This window comes from Pseudomaricurvus sp. ABR4_320 (genome assembly GCF_056159445.1).
In genome coordinates this window covers 43,961-59,551 of record NZ_JBSWVF010000014.1, presented here as the reverse complement: position 1 = coordinate 59,551, position 15,591 = coordinate 43,961, and the positions used below count along the sequence as shown (strand labels likewise).

General features: G+C 50.0%; 15 protein-coding genes. 2 read left to right on the top strand and 13 right to left on the bottom strand.

The genetic code is table 11. From position 1 onward, the window contains the following. Positions 1–30 precede the first annotated feature (30 nt). On the bottom strand, positions 31–726 hold the full coding sequence (locus ACXAFR_RS21425; RefSeq protein WP_475180770.1) for a class D sortase: 696 nt from the start codon (positions 724–726) through the stop codon (positions 31–33). Continuing rightward, positions 720–1,346, bottom strand: coding sequence for an LPXTG cell wall anchor domain-containing protein (locus tag ACXAFR_RS21420; protein WP_475180768.1), 627 nt, complete (start codon positions 1,344–1,346; stop codon positions 720–722). The genes ACXAFR_RS21425 and ACXAFR_RS21420 overlap by 7 nt, the downstream gene beginning before the upstream one ends. Positions 1,347–1,862: 516 nt before the next feature. Here ACXAFR_RS21420 and ACXAFR_RS21415 point away from each other — a divergent pair. Beyond that, a complete protein-coding gene (locus tag ACXAFR_RS21415; RefSeq protein ID WP_475180765.1) occupies positions 1,863–2,447 on the top strand; it encodes a TetR/AcrR family transcriptional regulator in 585 nt (194 codons plus the stop codon). Positions 2,448–2,541: 94 nt separating this feature from the next. On the opposite strand, the gene cyoE is transcribed toward ACXAFR_RS21415, so the two are convergent. The 6 genes from cyoE to ACXAFR_RS21385 form a co-directional block, all read right to left on the bottom strand. Continuing rightward, a complete protein-coding gene (cyoE, locus tag ACXAFR_RS21410) occupies positions 2,542–3,423 on the bottom strand; it encodes a heme o synthase (RefSeq protein ID WP_475180762.1) in 882 nt (293 codons plus the stop codon). 5 nt (positions 3,424–3,428) lie between these two features. Continuing rightward, positions 3,429–3,758 carry a cytochrome o ubiquinol oxidase subunit IV gene (gene cyoD / locus ACXAFR_RS21405; protein ID WP_475180760.1) on the bottom strand — a complete coding sequence of 110 codons (330 nt, stop codon included), beginning with the start codon at positions 3,756–3,758 and terminating at the stop codon, positions 3,429–3,431. After that, positions 3,758–4,390, bottom strand: coding sequence for a cytochrome o ubiquinol oxidase subunit III (cyoC, locus tag ACXAFR_RS21400; RefSeq protein WP_475180758.1), 633 nt, complete (start codon positions 4,388–4,390; stop codon positions 3,758–3,760). The genes cyoD and cyoC overlap by 1 nt, the downstream gene beginning before the upstream one ends. Beyond that, complete coding sequence (cyoB, locus tag ACXAFR_RS21395; RefSeq protein ID WP_475180755.1) at positions 4,387–6,372, bottom strand: cytochrome o ubiquinol oxidase subunit I; 1,986 nt, start codon at positions 6,370–6,372, stop codon at positions 4,387–4,389. Before cyoB ends, cyoC begins: the two co-directional genes overlap by 4 nt. Before the next feature lie 8 nt (positions 6,373–6,380). Continuing rightward, positions 6,381–7,337, bottom strand: coding sequence for a ubiquinol oxidase subunit II (gene cyoA / locus ACXAFR_RS21390; protein ID WP_475180753.1), 957 nt, complete (start codon positions 7,335–7,337; stop codon positions 6,381–6,383). Between the two features lie 183 nt (positions 7,338–7,520). Then, the gene (locus tag ACXAFR_RS21385) at positions 7,521–7,922 is read right to left on the bottom strand and encodes a hypothetical protein (protein ID WP_475180750.1); all 402 of its coding nucleotides are present in this window, start codon (positions 7,920–7,922) and stop codon (positions 7,521–7,523) included. 334 nt (positions 7,923–8,256) lie between these two features. Between ACXAFR_RS21385 and ACXAFR_RS21380 the strand changes: the two genes are divergently transcribed. Continuing rightward, entirely contained in the window at positions 8,257–9,201 is a 945-nt protein-coding gene (locus tag ACXAFR_RS21380; protein WP_475180748.1) for a hydroxymethylglutaryl-CoA lyase, read from the top strand. Positions 9,202–9,301: 100 nt separating this feature from the next. On the opposite strand, the gene ACXAFR_RS21375 is transcribed toward ACXAFR_RS21380, so the two are convergent. From ACXAFR_RS21375 to ACXAFR_RS21355, 5 genes are all read right to left on the bottom strand, one after another. Continuing rightward, entirely contained in the window at positions 9,302–10,312 is a 1,011-nt protein-coding gene (locus ACXAFR_RS21375) for a DUF1838 family protein (protein ID WP_475180745.1), read from the bottom strand. A gap of 34 nt (positions 10,313–10,346) precedes the next feature. Further along, complete coding sequence (locus ACXAFR_RS21370; protein WP_475180744.1) at positions 10,347–11,063, bottom strand: hypothetical protein; 717 nt, start codon at positions 11,061–11,063, stop codon at positions 10,347–10,349. Next, complete coding sequence (locus ACXAFR_RS21365; RefSeq protein ID WP_475180741.1) at positions 11,060–12,040, bottom strand: alpha/beta fold hydrolase; 981 nt, start codon at positions 12,038–12,040, stop codon at positions 11,060–11,062. The genes ACXAFR_RS21370 and ACXAFR_RS21365 overlap by 4 nt, the downstream gene beginning before the upstream one ends. A gap of 14 nt (positions 12,041–12,054) precedes the next feature. After that, the gene (locus tag ACXAFR_RS21360) at positions 12,055–14,508 is read right to left on the bottom strand and encodes a TonB-dependent receptor (protein ID WP_475180738.1); all 2,454 of its coding nucleotides are present in this window, start codon (positions 14,506–14,508) and stop codon (positions 12,055–12,057) included. A gap of 265 nt (positions 14,509–14,773) precedes the next feature. Then, a complete protein-coding gene (locus ACXAFR_RS21355; RefSeq protein ID WP_475180736.1) occupies positions 14,774–15,454 on the bottom strand; it encodes a hypothetical protein in 681 nt (226 codons plus the stop codon). Positions 15,455–15,591: the final 137 nt, after the last annotated feature.

Below are 15,591 nucleotides of genomic sequence, written 5' to 3'. Positions count from 1 at the left end.
GTTTGCAATCTCACGCTCTAAAAACCAGCCTCAAGAGGACACCAACTCTGCTCGAACGATAAAACGTTGAGGAGCGTGCCCAGCAAAATAAAACGGGTAACAAGTGACTAGCGTGAGCGTCGCTTCCTCCGTCGGCGCCAAGACATCCACATGATCAGGCTCAACAATGAAAGTTTCAGTAATCCGATATCGGAACAGCCGATTTTGCATTTGAATCTTCACTTCATCGCCGACGGTTACGTCCTTCAATGCCCGAAAGTATCCGTCACGATGAGCGGCTAAAACCGTATTGCCCCTCTCCTCTGGCAACGCTGTCCCTGTCACCAGGCCTGCACCCAGAGTGATTTGAGGCTCATCCGCTCCCATAAAAATGGGGATTTTTGTACCAGAATGATCAATGGTCAGAACGCCTTTTGCCGTAAGAGTCTCATCTCCCCCGGCAACGCCTTGAGTTTCAGGTTCCGTCAATTGCTTATAATGATCAATGCGAACCTGGGACCAGTCAGCCTGATTCGGACTCTCGATCGAATAGACGACATCAGCTACTTTGGGCGCTAAATCCTCACGTAAAACAGTCTCTTGTCGCCGACTGTCCAGCCGCTCGAAGTTCGCCACCAACTGCTGACTCAGGGTCGAGTTCTGATATTGGCCCCAACTGTGAGCCGCCAATATCAGTAACCCTACCAGGCTCACCGACAGCCCTCTGGCGAAATGTCGGTTTAGCATGATGCTCGACGACGGGCTTCTAGACGACGACTGACCACAGAAACGATTGGGCCCGCAATCAAAAGCAGGACACCAGCGATGATATACCAACCGTTTTTACTTGCCGTATCTGGCAACATAGCCAAGGTTTCAGGAAGAATATTAGCCTCACTAAAATCTTCAGAATCTGGCTCATAGAGATGAAGAGCAAAACGACTCGCCGGCAGATAAACGGTTATTTCGTCACCGGCGGACAGATCGCGAAAGCGACGGGAGCGCCCATCAATACTAACATTGGTATTTTCTGGGATATCAACATTTACAGAATGGTCACTGCCTGCAAACAATATTCTGGCTTGCGATCCTGACGTATTTACCGAACGAATCTTTCCGGTAAACTTCACATAGGTGCTGCCATTGCGCGTTTCCACCTCCTGACAGGCATCACCAATATTGGGGTATTGATCTAATATTTCCCACGTCCATACAATATCTTCACAACTTTCTCCGTTTGCCGTAAAGCTACTGTCGATATCGTCAATTGCTGCGTGAGAGATAAGTGGAAGTAACACTAACGGGGTGAGGAATGCGGCCAGTAAAAAGAAAAAACGACGAACTGCAGTTGAAAAATGAAACGTCATAATGAACCCTCCAATGGTCATGTTAGATGGCGACGTAGCACTGTTTAAGCAACTGAACTGATTTCTTTTTTTATAAAATTCTCTCTGTTGTTTTTTTGCCTCCCTGCTCCGCGTTGATGCGAAAGAACGTTAGCTCAATTTACTCGCCAATCCTAGAGCATGAGGTGCTGCGCGAAAAATTCTGTCATCCGAAGCCTTTTGTTTTTTCTGTCCCCGTCTATTACCCCCCCCTAAATACACGAGAATAAAAAAACTGACCCGTTAATTTTTACAGCCAATTTGCGTCACAAACGCCTCAGATTGCCAATTTGATATGTCATCATATTAATCACTGTTCACCCCTCAAGGAACAGGCTATCAGTCGGCGACCGTCGTATTTTCATTGCAGTGAATGCCGTATACCCGTCCAAAACAACCACTTGAGCCTCCTGCATGTCACCTTTATTATCATCAAGTAACACCTTGGGGATTGGTGTAACAATTGCCCACTCAACCTAAGACATAGGAAGTTCAGCCATGCCCGCTTTTGTCGATCACAATCAGCGTCGCCGAGATATTGCCGCCGCGGTTGAGACGATCGTCGCTCGCAGTGGTATTCAGAATGTCACGATTCGGGAGGTCGCCAAACAGACTGGCTACAGCCCGACCGTGGTGACCCACTACTTCGACAGCAAGCTGGAGTTGATGACCTTTACCTATGTAGAGGCACGTCTGCGGGCTATCGCGCGTGTTGAAGCCAGCCTGCAGCAAGGAGGTCACTATATTGACTGTCTCGCCGAGTGTTTGCCTGTTGACGAGACTCGTCAGACGGAATGGAAAGTCTGGTTCGGTTATTGGGGGATGGCGGAAGAAAATCCTGAGCTCGACAAAGAGCGACAGTTAGGGGTTGCGGCTTCTCACGATCTGTTTACTAAAGTATTGGCCGAAGCCCAGCGGCAAGGTGAGATTCGAACGGAGGTCGATTTAAACCGCCAGGCGACACGTGTTCAGATTTTTATTAATGGATTGGCTTGCCTGGCTTTACAGGTGCCGGGTGATTGGCCTGCGGAACGACTACAGAAAATGTTTAGGGATGAAATGGCGGGACTGAGATCCGAGTGATTGCCCCTCTTCCAGACCTCAGTCCCATTAACGCCAGAATATTCTACTAAAAAAATGTCCTGCCTCGGCGTAACGTCGAGGCAGACCACCATTTTCAGAATACGCCCAATGCGGGCGCTACTGCGGCGAAATCCAGCGCCATGGTGACACTGAGTGCGGTTATGGTAACGATGGAAATGCCAAACACCTGGCGTGCCCAGCCGTTGATATCAACATCTGCGCGGTAGCCACGCAACGCCATCGCCAACCACCAAATGCTGGTCGCGCAGGCAACCGCCAGAAAGGCACCACCGGTATAGCCACTGAAAGATAATAACGCTGTGACCAGACTGAATACCACAATATAAGCGACAATGTGCTGACGCGCCTTACCAATACCTTCGGCAACCGGTAAGACAGGAATCTTAGCCGCGGCATAATCGCGATAACGATAAATTGCGATGGCATAGGAGTGCGGCATCTGCCAGAGGCAAAACATAAGCAGCAGTATCATGGCGCCAGTATCCCACTGCCCGGTGACCGCTGTGTACCCTACCACCGGAGGGACGGCACCCGATAAACTGCCAACGAGCGTCCCGTACACAGAGCGCCGCTTAAACCAAAGGCTGTAAAGACCCACGTATACCAAAATACCCATGGCAGCCAGGCCAACACTGATCATGTTGGTAGTCAGCGCCAGCAATAAAAAGCCGGCGCAGCCCAACAACACTCCGTAAACCACCGCCGCCATTGGCGACATTTCCCCGGTGACGGTAACTCGCTGACAGGTTCTCTGCATAAATGCATCGATGTCTCGGTCAATACAGTTGTTGATGGCGCAACCCGACGCCACCACCAAAGAAAGCCCGATCATTGTCAAGGCAAACAGAGCCCAGTCAACGTCACCCCTAGCTGCCAGCAAAAAGCCGCCGGCTGCCGCGATCAAGTTACCGCCAATAATTCCAGGCTTAATGACTTGCAGGTATTGTGTGAGCATAAACCTCACCCCATCATCATGTTGTTAGCACTGTAGATGATCCAAACGGACAAGCCGACCACCAGCAGAATAATCAACGCAGAAAACAAAAAGGTGTAGGTGTTTTCCTTGCTGCTTTCTGAAAAATCCAGGTGCAAGAAAAACTTCAAGTGAACAATGATTTGAATCACCGCCATAACGACGATCAAACCAACCGTAAACCCCTTGTCAAACGCATGGGTGCCCGCCGCCCAGAAAGGAATGGCTGTCAGAACCACTGACAGTCCAAATCCAATCAAATACGACGTGACGCTTCCGTGGTTGTCATGGGCCTCATGATGTGCAGGTTGGCTCATTACAATACCCCCAAAAGATAGACGACAGAAAAGACACAGATCCAGACGATATCCAGAAAGTGCCAAAACAAGCTCAAGCAACTTAGACGGGTAACCGTGCGATTACCCAGACCTTTTTTGGACACTTCAAGCATCATGAGCGCCATCCAGATCAAGCCGGCGGTAACGTGCAACCCGTGCATACCCACCAAGGCGAAAAAGGATGAGAGAAAGGCGCTGCGAGACGGCCCATTACCATGCTCAATCAGGTGATGAAATTCGTAAACTTCCATGCCAATAAACACAGCGCCAAGAGTGAAGGTAATGGCCAGCCAGCGCAGAGTAAGCGACGACTGTTGACGGTGAGCGGCAATCATCGCGAAACCATAAGTGATACTACTTAACAGCAGCGCACCGGTCTCAACCGCCACATAGGGAAGTTCAAAAATATCGGGACCCGACACTCCGCCAGCCGTGTTCATATACAACACGGCATAGGTGGCGAAGACAGACGCAAACAGCAAACAGTCGGTCATCAGATAAATCCAAAAACCGAAAAGGGTCATGGGTCCGGTATCATGATGATCGTGATCATGCTCCCCTCCGCCGTGTACCGGCGGAGGCGACATTACAGATGGGTTAATGGTTGTCATAGGGAAACCTCCTTAACGGCCGCCAAATGCTTGCCTTCAATCGCAGCAATCTCATCGGGCTGAACGTAATAATCCACATCGTCGTCGTAAGCGCGCTGTAAAAAGAATCCAACAGCTGCCAGCAGACTGACGACTGCCAGCCAGGTAATGTGCCAAACGGCGGCAAAACCAAATACAGTAATAGCACCAGCAATCAATACACCGGCAGGCGTATTCTTGGGCATATGGATTGGCTTGTATTCCGCGACTTCCTGATAGGCGAGATTTTTCTCTTTTGCATCGGTAAACGCATCAATATCGTGAACCTCAGGCAAACGCGCAAAGTTATAGAACTGCGGTGGAGACGCCGTTGACCATTCCAGCGTGTGACCATTCCAAGGATCGCCGGTCAAATCACGATTTTGCTCGCGATCGCGGAAGGCGACATATAGCTGGACGAACTGAATCACAATTCCCACCAGGATAATGAAGGCACCAGCGCAAGCGATGTACAGCCACAGGTTCCAATCTGGATTATTTGTATGGTTTAACCGCCGCGTCATACCGAGGAAGCCAAGCACATACAGAGGCATAAAGGCTACGTAGAAACCAATTTGCCAGCACCAGAAAGATGCCTTACCAAGACGCTCATTAAGGTGGAAGCCCATCGCTTTCGGAAACCAAAACGAAAAGCCAGCCAGGTAACCAAATACCGCACCACCAATGATGGTGTTGTGGAAGTGAGCGATCAAAAAGAGACTGTTGTGGAGTACGAAGTCTGCTCCGGGAACAGCCAGCAGAACACCGGTCATACCACCGATGGAAAAGGTCACCATAAAGCCCAGGGTCCAGAGAACCGGAACGGTAATCTGCAAGCGACCACGGTACATAGTGAACAACCAGTTAAACAGCTTCACACCCGTCGGTACCGCGATCACCATGGTCATCACACCAAAGAAGGCGTTGACGTTGGCCCCAGAGCCCATGGTGAAAAAGTGGTGCAACCACACCATAAAGCCCAGTACCGCAATGGCACCGCTGGCCCAAACCATGGATTTGTAACCAAACAAACGCTTGCCGGTGAACGTAGAAATGACTTCGGAGAAAATACCAAACGCTGGCAGGATCAGAATGTAAACTTCCGGATGTCCCCACGCCCAAAACAGGTTGATGTACATCATGGCGTTACCGCCAGCATCGTTGGTGAAGAAGTGGAAGTCGAGATAACGATCCAGGGTCAACAGGCCGAGCACGCCGGTTAAAATCGGGAATGAAGCAACAATCAGAATATTGCCCCAAGTACAGGCCCAGGTGAAAATCGGCATTTGCATCAGCTTCATGCCAGGCGTTCTCATTTTAAGAACCGTTACCAGGAAGTTCACCCCGGTCAACAAAGTCCCTATCCCCGATATCTGCAGGGCCCATATGTAGTAATCGACCCCGACACCCGGACTGAAAGACAACTCAGACAAAGGCGGATAAGCCATCCAACCGGTTTTCGCGAATTCGCCGACACCCAGTGAGATGTTGATCAGAATCGCACCTCCAGCCGCGAGCCAAAAGCTCAGGTTGTTCAGGAATGGAAACGCAACATCCCGAGCACCAATCTGCAACGGCAACACGATGTTCATCAAACCAATCATAAATGGCATCGCCATAAAGATGATCATGATCACGCCGTGAGCGGAGAAGATCTGGTCGTAATGCTCAGGCGGCAGATACCCTTCTGCCCCATTGGTCGCTAGCGCCAGCTGAGTACGCATCATGATCGCGTCAGAAAAGCCACGCACCAACATGATAAACGCCAGGATGATGTACATGATCCCCAGACGCTTGTGATCGACTGAGGTCAGCCAATCAAACCAGAGAACACCCCATTTGCGATAGCGTGTGATGGCGATGGCGATGGCGATACCCGCCAGACCGACCACAGCCAGAGTCCCCATAACAATGGGCTCATGATATGGAATCGCTTCGAGCGATAATTTACCGAGTAATGACATGGTTACTCCTATGCATCTTCTGCAGTGGCCGCGGCGGAATCAGCAGTTGCCTGCCCAGTCCGCGAATGATGATCGGCATGTTCACTGCCTTCCCCTTCGTGGTCGACGGAATTTTGTTTCCAGTCGTTATAGTTTTTCATATAACGGTGCATGATTTGATGAAACAGGCCATCACTGACGCTCGCAAAATGCTCAACCGGATGATACTCACTGGGCTTCGCCAGCTCGCTGTAAGCTGCAGCATCCAATACATCACTGCTGGCTTTCACAGAGCTAACCCACTCGGAAAACTCCGCATCGCTGGTCGCAGTCGCATCGAACTTCATGCCAGAGAAACCTGCGCCGCTGTAGTTCGCCGAAAAACCGTCGTAGGTGCCAGCTTCATCAGCGATGAGATTCAAGTGAGTTTCCATGCCCGCCATTGAGTAAATCTGACTACCCAGCTGTGGAATGAAAAAGGAGTTCATGGTCGATTCAGACGTAATTTTGAAATGCACAGGCTGGTCAACGGGAAAGACCAGTTGATTGACCGTCGCTATGCCCTGCTCTGGGTAAATAAATAACCACTTCCAGTTCAGAGAAACGACCTCTACGGTCAGCGGCTCTTTGTGGTGATCGAGCTTTTTGTAGGGGTCAAGTGCGTGGGTGGTACGCCAGGTGATCGTGCCCAAAATAGCAATAATCACACAGGGTATCAGCCAAATCGTGACTTCAATCGCATTGGAATGCGACCATTTGGGTTCGTAGATTTCGTGGCTCCGCGAGGCTCTGTAACGCCAAGCGAAATAAAGGGTCATAAAAATAACCGGAATCACCACCAACAGCATTAGAACCGTGGCGACAATAATTAACGTTTTTTCATCGGCACCAACTTGCCCTTTGGGATCGAGAATTCCTCCTCGGCAACTGGCTAACGCCAATCCCATCAGGCCCAGCGCGATGGCTTTAAGGCAACGTATCAACACAATTTTCATCCTTGCAGAAACCATTGGCCATACCAAAACACAGCACAACCTGGTTGCGACATTGAGACTTATCCGAAGCAATTATCGTGACGGCGCTGATAGCAAAACTATCTGCGAAGATCCATCAGACGCAGCGACAGATAAAACCGAAAGTTACGACAGAAATGTCAAACGGCTAGATTTTCAGGCCGTAAAGGGAGGAGCACGACAGCCGTGGGCTGCTCGTACAGGTGCCGTAATGGTCGGCAGTACCGGGCGACGCACACTGATGTAGTGAATAAACGCCGTTAGGAGAGATTTAATGAAGTCAAACAAAAGGAGATGCTTTTTCCAATAGAGCAAATCGGCAACCAACAGGACAGTGAAACAACAGCCCAGCAGCACATCAAATACTGCAGGATGGTGAATCACCTGAAAAAAATCACCTGTATCGAACACAATACCCAAATACACCAGGCATACGTGCAGCAAGCACAAGGAAGCTGCAAGAACGCATAGCGAGGCACCGGGGGACTGCAGGACCAATGCAGCGAGCTGCATGGACTGACGATCACCGGTCGGTAGTTTGATGAATAACGCTTTCAAGAACCGATCCAGTTGATGTACAACAGAGTTACAACTATTGACACTACTACAAAAAGCCATCGTATTCGGATGACCCAAAACGTTGCCTAAGTCTTTGACCTGCAGCAACACCCCGGGAAATTACCAGAAAATGAAGCTGAAAACAAAATGAATTTGCGGAAATTTACGACAGTCATGCCTGTCGGGTTCCGGCTCGACATGAAACCTCCCGTGAATTTTGGCACAAAAGAGGTTCAATCCCACAGGTGCCAAAGGTTCCAGCACATCCCTTCATTTCATCGATTAATACTATTATTATATGTTTAATACATTTGAGCAGAGCGGTACCGAAGCCATGAGTGCATTTGACATAGAGATCAGCGAAGTTGGGCCCCGTGATGGCCTGCAGAGCATTACCCCCATTATGGCCACGGAAGACAAAAAGCGCTGGATCAGTGCCCTCGCGGCAGCCGGAATACCCGAAATTGAAGTGGGGTCTTTCGTCCCTGCCAAAGTTCTACCACAACTGGCAGACACCGCCGAGATCGTCCGCTACGTGCGTTTCATTCCCGGGCTGCAGGTTGCCGTGCTGGTGCCCAACTTGCGCGGTGCCCAAGCTGCAGTAGAAGCCGGCGCACACAAAATCACCATCCCCCTTTCGGTATCCGAAACCCACAGCCTTAAGAACGTGCGACGTACCCACGCTCAGATGATGGATGAAGTGCGCGGTATCCGCGAATTGCTTAATACCCTACCCGCCGACAAACGTCCGAAATTTGAAGGCGGCTTGTCCACCGCGTTCGGCTGCACCCTCGAAGGCCATATTGCACCGGATACGGTGTTTTCATTAGCGAGCCAATTGATGGAGGCCGGATGTGATGAAGTGGGCTTATCCGACACCACCGGTTATGGCACCCCTTTTCAAGTCAAAGTTCTCACGCTGGGAATCTGGGGAGAAATTGGTAAAAAACACCTCACCGGAATTCATCTTCACAATACCCGCGGCCAGGGGTTGGCCAACGTTATGGCCGCACTCGAAGTGGGCTTAACAACGATCGATGCAAGCATGTCCGGTATCGGCGGCTGCCCATTCGCTCCGGGCGCCTCAGGCAACATTGTCACTGAGGATCTGGTGTTCCTTCTGGAAGGCATGGGGTTGCGAACGGGCATTCACTACGAAAGACTGATGGAAGCTCGACAGATACTGCGGAACAGCCTACCTGAAGACGTTGAACTCTACGGATATACCCCCGATGCAGGCCTGCCCAAGGGCTTCACAATGGCCACGCCTCAGCAATAATCCAAAAAAAAGCGGATCTTATGATCCGCTTTTTTAGGGTTAAACGCCCACAATAAAAAAGAGGTGGCCCCACTGGACCACCTGAGGAAACACGTAAGACCTACTTCTTAACCGGCGCGGGCTTTTGCTCCAGTGCGTAGTGTTCAAGACTGGACAAGCTGGGCTCCTCCCATTTTTCCGGTGCGGAAAAGTACTTGGGATAGTGCTTCTTGGCGTACTCAAGAACTGGCTTGGAAACGACATCCATCGACTTATAGCCGCCCTGCAAGCAATCGTAATAGATGTGTCCATCTGCCTGCCCCATCAACATCCACGGAAGCCATGGCGTGATGCGTCCCCAGCTGCCGGAAAATGAAAGGCTGGTAACACTGGGGTCGGCCAGATCCGCTTTATCGAAGACGTAGGTAAACATCTCTGATACCTGGTTCATTTTACCGCTGGATTCCCGCGGCCACTTTTCCGGCTGCAGTGCGGATGGGTAAAACAAGTGAATGTTGGACTGCAGCATAACCTTGCCATCAGGTGTTTCTTTCCACGGCAAAATCAGCGGAATGTCCTTGGGCTTATCGGCAGAGTTAAGGCCACCGTATTCTGGAGGCGCAGGAATGCTGGAAGTAATTTTAAAATTAAACGGATCGTTAGCGATGTGTACGACTTTAACCGTTTCGTCTGTGTAGGGGTTGGTCCACTCTTCCAGGACTTCGCCAGTTTTGAGATCCGTATAGAAGCCTAATTCACGCAGTACCTTCGCATAAACGCCATTGCCTTCATCGATGATCCGAGCGTAGGAAAAGCCTTCAAACCCAACCAGCGGTTTTACTTTTTCGTTGGGGACCACACCACACACAGTGCCGCCGAACCAACCGAATTTCTCCTTACCAAAATCCAAATCGCCCATGATGCGAGCAAACGCATCGCGATTCCACTCGGGATCGGAATAGCGCAAATTGCTCTCGTCGATCGCGGTGGTTCCCTGCTCACCCGCTTTTGCCAGGGCGAGCGTTGAATGTACGCCAGCCGCGGCAAGCCCGCCGCCAACAATCGCTTTGCCGGAGCCGCGGATAAAACCGCGACGATCGACACCAGCGCGATCTTTATCTGATTTTGCCATTCTAATCCTCACTTATGTGATGTTTGCTTGTGAATTATGGATTGACCCTGTGAAGGGTAAATGTGCCGTCGGCCTCAGCAGTTACCTGCTGCCCGACATGGTATTGCTGTCGAAACGTCGATTGTTGCGTTGCCAACTGATCTTTCGGCAGACGCTCACCGTCGTTCATTGAAACGCCTCTCAAGGCCCCCGCATCTCCGGGTAAGCCAATTCCCAAACTGACCAGATAGCGATGCTTGTCAGTTGGCTGGGTAATAAGCATGCGATAACTGTCAGCATTGGTTTCCAGATGAGTCACCGTCATCAGCGCACTGTCCTTCGAGATCGGTAAAATACGCATCTGTGTCTTAGCATTTTCCGGCGCATCGAAAATCACCAAGCCTTCAGCGTTTTTCAGATGCCCGATGTTTTCCTGAATAAATTCCACCCCAAGCGAATCATCCGTATTGATTCCAACACTCGCCCCTTTAAAAGTACCGGGTGGATAATATTTGATTTCGTGAAGCTGAACACTGTCACCATCGAGACGAATATCAAGCAATGAGTGGTAAGATTTTATCCGGTACTCAAATTGCCCATCCAAATACGTGTGATGCTGCGACCACAGGCCTTCGGATTGCTTCCAATAGTCGTTGGCTTGCAAAGCCTGTGAACTTACATTTGCAGCCAACAGGCACATGACCGCCGCCATCAAACTGGCCGTTTTCCAGGAACTGATGGATCCCGCCCACTTTCTGTATGTGTTTTTCATTCGGCCTCCACAGCGTCTAAGACATTAACGTCTTGACCAAGCCTTTCCACCTTCTGCCAGAAGTTACTGGCTAAAAGCCCCGTTTCCTGAGAGTGAGAAATAGGGAGCGCATGGCCACCACCAACAATAACCTCTTTGTCAACAAAGGCTGCATTGTGCAGTTGCTGCATAAATTCTTTAGATTCCTCTACCGGCAGCACGGAACCGTCCGACCAAATAATCAGTACTGGCTCGGTAATTTTATTAAGCCAGGGGTTTGGATCCGTCGCAGTATAATTGTAAAACCCTTGCAGCAAGGACTGGCGATTACCGCGCCTCATGATCAGGTCATAATATTGCTGCAAGACTTCTGGAGTTGCTTTTTCTTTTACTCGAATCAAACCCGTAATGAAATCGTCCACCATGGATTTCGGGGTAATATGAGACAACACATTGGAGCGAATAGGAATGGTCTGAGACACATTGGGATTGGTTTTCTGATGCAGAAGTCCGGCACTGTTTATCAGCGCTAACGATTTTACTCTTTCAGGAAAATCTCCCGCCATCCGAAACGACAACACACCAGCAAAAGAAGTCCCCACCAAATCGAAGTCATCGAGACCGAGAGCATCGAATAGCGCAACCAGAGAATCTACCGACTCACCTGCAACATAATCATGCCCACCCGGCCCGGTCAGACCCGCGCCAATCAGATCAACTCGCGTAAAACGATAACGGTCAGATAAATCCGCGACCCACTCATCCCACATAAACAGGCTGGCGAAGGTGCCGTGCAATAGCACAACATCTGGCCCCTGCCCTTCCTGACGAACGTGATAGCGAACATCACCAATGTCGACAAAGCGCGATGGCGAGGTCGCGTACTCAGCTTCCAGCACATCGGGATCATAACCCCGGTAGTACCACAACAGAGCAGCAACACCAATCATCATCGCAACTGTCAATCCACCGACGATGTACGCTATCTTTTTCATCATTGCTGTGATGTCACCTAAAAGCTATAACCCACTTTAACACCCACTTCCCTCGGCGTTATTGGATCGACGACCACACCCTGTGTCGCAAAGAAATTCGGCATGGTAGAAAAGTCCGTCAAACGACGTCCTGTTGCCCAGCCTTCCTCGTCGAAACAGTTTGAACAGAAGAGTTCCAATTCAATGCCGTCGTAGTTACTCACACCGGCGCGCAGATTGACCAAGGTATACCCTGCGATGGTGGTGAGATTAAGCTCATCTGTGTAGGTTTCACTGCGGTAAGTCGCATCGGCGCGCAGAGAATAATCCCAGCCGTCGATCAACGTGTCTTCCCAGCTGATACCAATCGCTCCACTGTGTTCGGGTGATCGTGGCAGCGTGTTGCCGTCTGCAACATAGTAAGAGCCGTATTCCAGACCGAACAAACTGCGGAAGGAGTTACTGTCGTAATCGTCGTATTCTGCTTTGGTATAACCGTAAGAGGCTTGCAGAGACAGTCTTTCTGTAGCCTGCCAGCGAACTTCCGCCTCGATACCTTCTTGTGTACTGGAACCAGTAAAGGTGGGTGTCAGGAAGTAAGGGGTTCCCGTGGCTGGACCAATGAAGTTATAAAGACCCGATGACTTCATCCCCTCCCATTTCTGGTGAAAGGCCACGAGTGAATACCAGATACCTTGATCTTGCAGAGTCTGTTTCCAGCCCAACTCATAGGTTTCCAGAGTTTCTTCTTCGGTCTCTTTCTGAATTTCTGGATTCGCAGCCAGAAACGCCGCCGCATCGGTGGGATCCATGGAATCAAACATGCTGTTAAAGGCACCAGGCAACTGGCCTTCGGCATAGCTCACGTAAAGATTGGCACCTTCAACCGGTTCGGTAGTAAGACTGACGCGGGGCAAAATATCGTCAAAGGTCAGCTCGGTTTCTCCGGCCAAGGTGTCTTCGGTAAAGCCGGATGAACTGCGCGTGGTATCTTCCTGATAACGAGCTTCGGCAACCAAGGTTACCCAGTCGAGTATGTCGTATTCAAACGAACCAAAAACGCCGAAGGTTTCGATGGTGGTTGCATCCAACACACTGGAACCATAACCGTACAAGAGGCCACTGTAATATCCGTTATAAACGTTCCAGCCACCATCGACGTCACCCATCTGATCAATTTCAGAATAGTTAACACCACCAATCAAACGTAACGGCCCGCCATTATCCCAGGCAACGCGCCCTTCAACCGACCAGGATTCCAGCTCAAGATAGGTGGACAGTAACCAAGCTTCAGCATCGGTTTGGTCGGCGTCACGAATCTGTGTAGTATCTTTCTTGTTGTAGCCAACCAGCGCGGACAAGGTGAGCTCATCACTGAGTTCATAAGATGCCGCGGTTGAAAAGACAATAAGGTCGGATCGCAAACCCACTTTGTCGAGCGATGGCGTATCGCCGTTACCATAACGCTGATCTAGCAGGTCTTTTACGGAATAGGTGCCATCAGCCAGAGCATCGCCATACATGGTTTGACCATTCACGACGACATCGTAAAAGCTGGTATTACTGCTGACGTCGGTATAAGGAACGTCACCGATAAGCCAGGGCTGACTGAAAGAAGTATCGAGACTACCGCTCGACGTTGGGATGGTGATACCGGCACCTGCCGCAACGTTGCCATAGCTGCTAAACGGAACAAAGGTCGATGAAGGCGCACCGTCATCGTCTTCTGAGTAAGCGATGCGGGTTTTGATATCCAATCTATCGGTCGGAGTGAAAGAAAAAATCGCCGACATGCCCTGGGTAGTTTCCTCCCCCAAGTCGCCGCCATCATTAGCGGTAAAGGTCGCGCCCTGCTCGCGGGAAAACATCGTTAAACGGCCATTTAGCCCGTCGGTAATTTGCCCTTCCAGATATCCGTTGATATCCGTACTGCCAAAGGTTGGGCTGTAAGAGACCGAGACCTTGCCAGAAAACTCTTCACCAGGTGTAACCGTCGTGTAGTTGATCGCGCCGCCGAATGTCCCGCGACCGAAGTACACGGGTTGAGGACCACGAATGACTTCAACCTGACCGATATCCGTAAATGACACGGAACTCGCACCGCCCATAACATTCACACCATCGACAAAAAATCCGCCGGTTTGGTTGGTCGGAGTGGTGATCGACATATCCATTCCACGAAAGCGAATCGCGGAGTTAAAACGTCCGGGCTGAGAGTTGCCCACGTTCTGAAAATCCATATTCGGTGTAAAATTGGCGACGGATTCCAATTCCGTCAGTCCGGCATTTTCCAGATCCTGCGCGGAGAAGGCTTGGATGGATAAAGGCACATCGACGATGCTTTCATCCCGTTTACGAGCCGTAACAACCAACTCCTCTAAAACAGCACCCTGCCCAGAAGATGAATCCTGAGCAATCGCCACGGACAATGGACTTAACGCGAAGATGGCACTCGCGACATACAACTGATTTCTATACTTGCGACAGGTCATTGTGATCTCCATGTGACCAACCCACGAGGGGAAAAATATAAAATGCTGGTCATTTGCCAGCGAATCGCCAATGGTCTTGGCTTTTATGTATTTTCATCGCCATTGTCTTTGTGCAATGGCTTATCTCTCTAGCAAGTGAAATTTCTCGATCTCTATACGGATCTTTTTTTTCGTATTAGTACGCGGTTTACCCTATTTCCAAAGAGCTCGCCGCGCTGTCTTTGTTTTAAAAATCTTCTCTATATTTTGAAGTTTGACGTATTGGTTAAAACGGTTTGGTTGCCCCCAGAAAGGCGACAGTGCCGATTCCTACCCAGTACATATAAGCCAGTCGCTCACCAACTTTCATGGAACGCTCCAAAACTTTTTCCAATTCAGGATCTTCCTTCACAGCAAGCTTGCGGAAAATATCCGTCCACTCACGCATGATGAAACGCAACTTCAAACCGATCATTAACAGGAAAGAGAAGATAAGAATTTTGCAGGAGAACCACTTCTGACCGGTTTCCGCGGGAAAAGGACCATAACCAAGTAGGGATGCGATACTGATAATCAACAACAATGGAATGACAACAAAACGAATTTTTTCATCGATCTTGGTCAATCGAATACCGCGATCGGTTTCACGGAAATAGAACGCAGACCAACACAGGAGCAGCCACGCGGCGTAAAAAATCCACATCGCGGTCAGTGCCCAGCCGCCAAACGGTTGTACACCCCAGAGGTGCCCCATGTGCATGCCGAGTGGCAACAACAGGATAATGCCGGTACGGGCTAAAATGTCGATGCGGTACGCCGTTTCCATATGTCGACGCCGCTCGTCCATCGGTAACTTACGGTTGACGATATTTTTTCCGGTTTGAAAAACGCCCCACTCGCCTCCAAGCCAATAAACCACGGCAATAATATGTAACCATCTGAGCACGGCTAATTCAGTTATAAACATTCGCAGACCTTAATGTGTTTTCATCTGTTTTAATAACGCGAACGTTAGATGTTTTCGTGCCCCCCTGCTTTAACAATTATCAAAATATGAAAGCGCGATGACAAATCAAGCCTCGGCCACCACCGGGGATTTGCTCA

Bases quoted from the DNA above. Each gene is read 5' to 3' on its own strand.
- ACXAFR_RS21365 (WP_475180741.1), bottom strand. From the start codon at position 12,040: ATGATGAAAAAGATAGCGTACATCGTCGGTGGATTGACAGTTGCGATG.
- ACXAFR_RS21380 (WP_475180748.1), top strand. From the start codon at position 8,257: ATGAGTGCATTTGACATAGAGATCAGCGAAGTTGGGCCCCGTGATGGC.
- ACXAFR_RS21415 (WP_475180765.1), top strand. From the start codon at position 1,863: ATGCCCGCTTTTGTCGATCACAATCAGCGTCGCCGAGATATTGCCGCC.
- ACXAFR_RS21355 (WP_475180736.1), bottom strand. From the start codon at position 15,454: ATGTTTATAACTGAATTAGCCGTGCTCAGATGGTTACATATTATTGCC.
- cyoB (WP_475180755.1), bottom strand. From the start codon at position 6,372: ATGTCATTACTCGGTAAATTATCGCTCGAAGCGATTCCATATCATGAG.
- cyoD (WP_475180760.1), bottom strand. From the start codon at position 3,758: ATGAGCCAACCTGCACATCATGAGGCCCATGACAACCACGGAAGCGTC.
- ACXAFR_RS21370 (WP_475180744.1), bottom strand. From the start codon at position 11,063: ATGAAAAACACATACAGAAAGTGGGCGGGATCCATCAGTTCCTGGAAA.
- ACXAFR_RS21420 (WP_475180768.1), bottom strand. From the start codon at position 1,346: ATGACGTTTCATTTTTCAACTGCAGTTCGTCGTTTTTTCTTTTTACTG.
- ACXAFR_RS21425 (WP_475180770.1), bottom strand. From the start codon at position 726: ATGCTAAACCGACATTTCGCCAGAGGGCTGTCGGTGAGCCTGGTAGGG.
- ACXAFR_RS21360 (WP_475180738.1), bottom strand. From the start codon at position 14,508: ATGACCTGTCGCAAGTATAGAAATCAGTTGTATGTCGCGAGTGCCATC.
- cyoE (WP_475180762.1), bottom strand. From the start codon at position 3,423: ATGCTCACACAATACCTGCAAGTCATTAAGCCTGGAATTATTGGCGGT.
- cyoC (WP_475180758.1), bottom strand. From the start codon at position 4,390: ATGACAACCATTAACCCATCTGTAATGTCGCCTCCGCCGGTACACGGC.
- ACXAFR_RS21375 (WP_475180745.1), bottom strand. From the start codon at position 10,312: ATGGCAAAATCAGATAAAGATCGCGCTGGTGTCGATCGTCGCGGTTTT.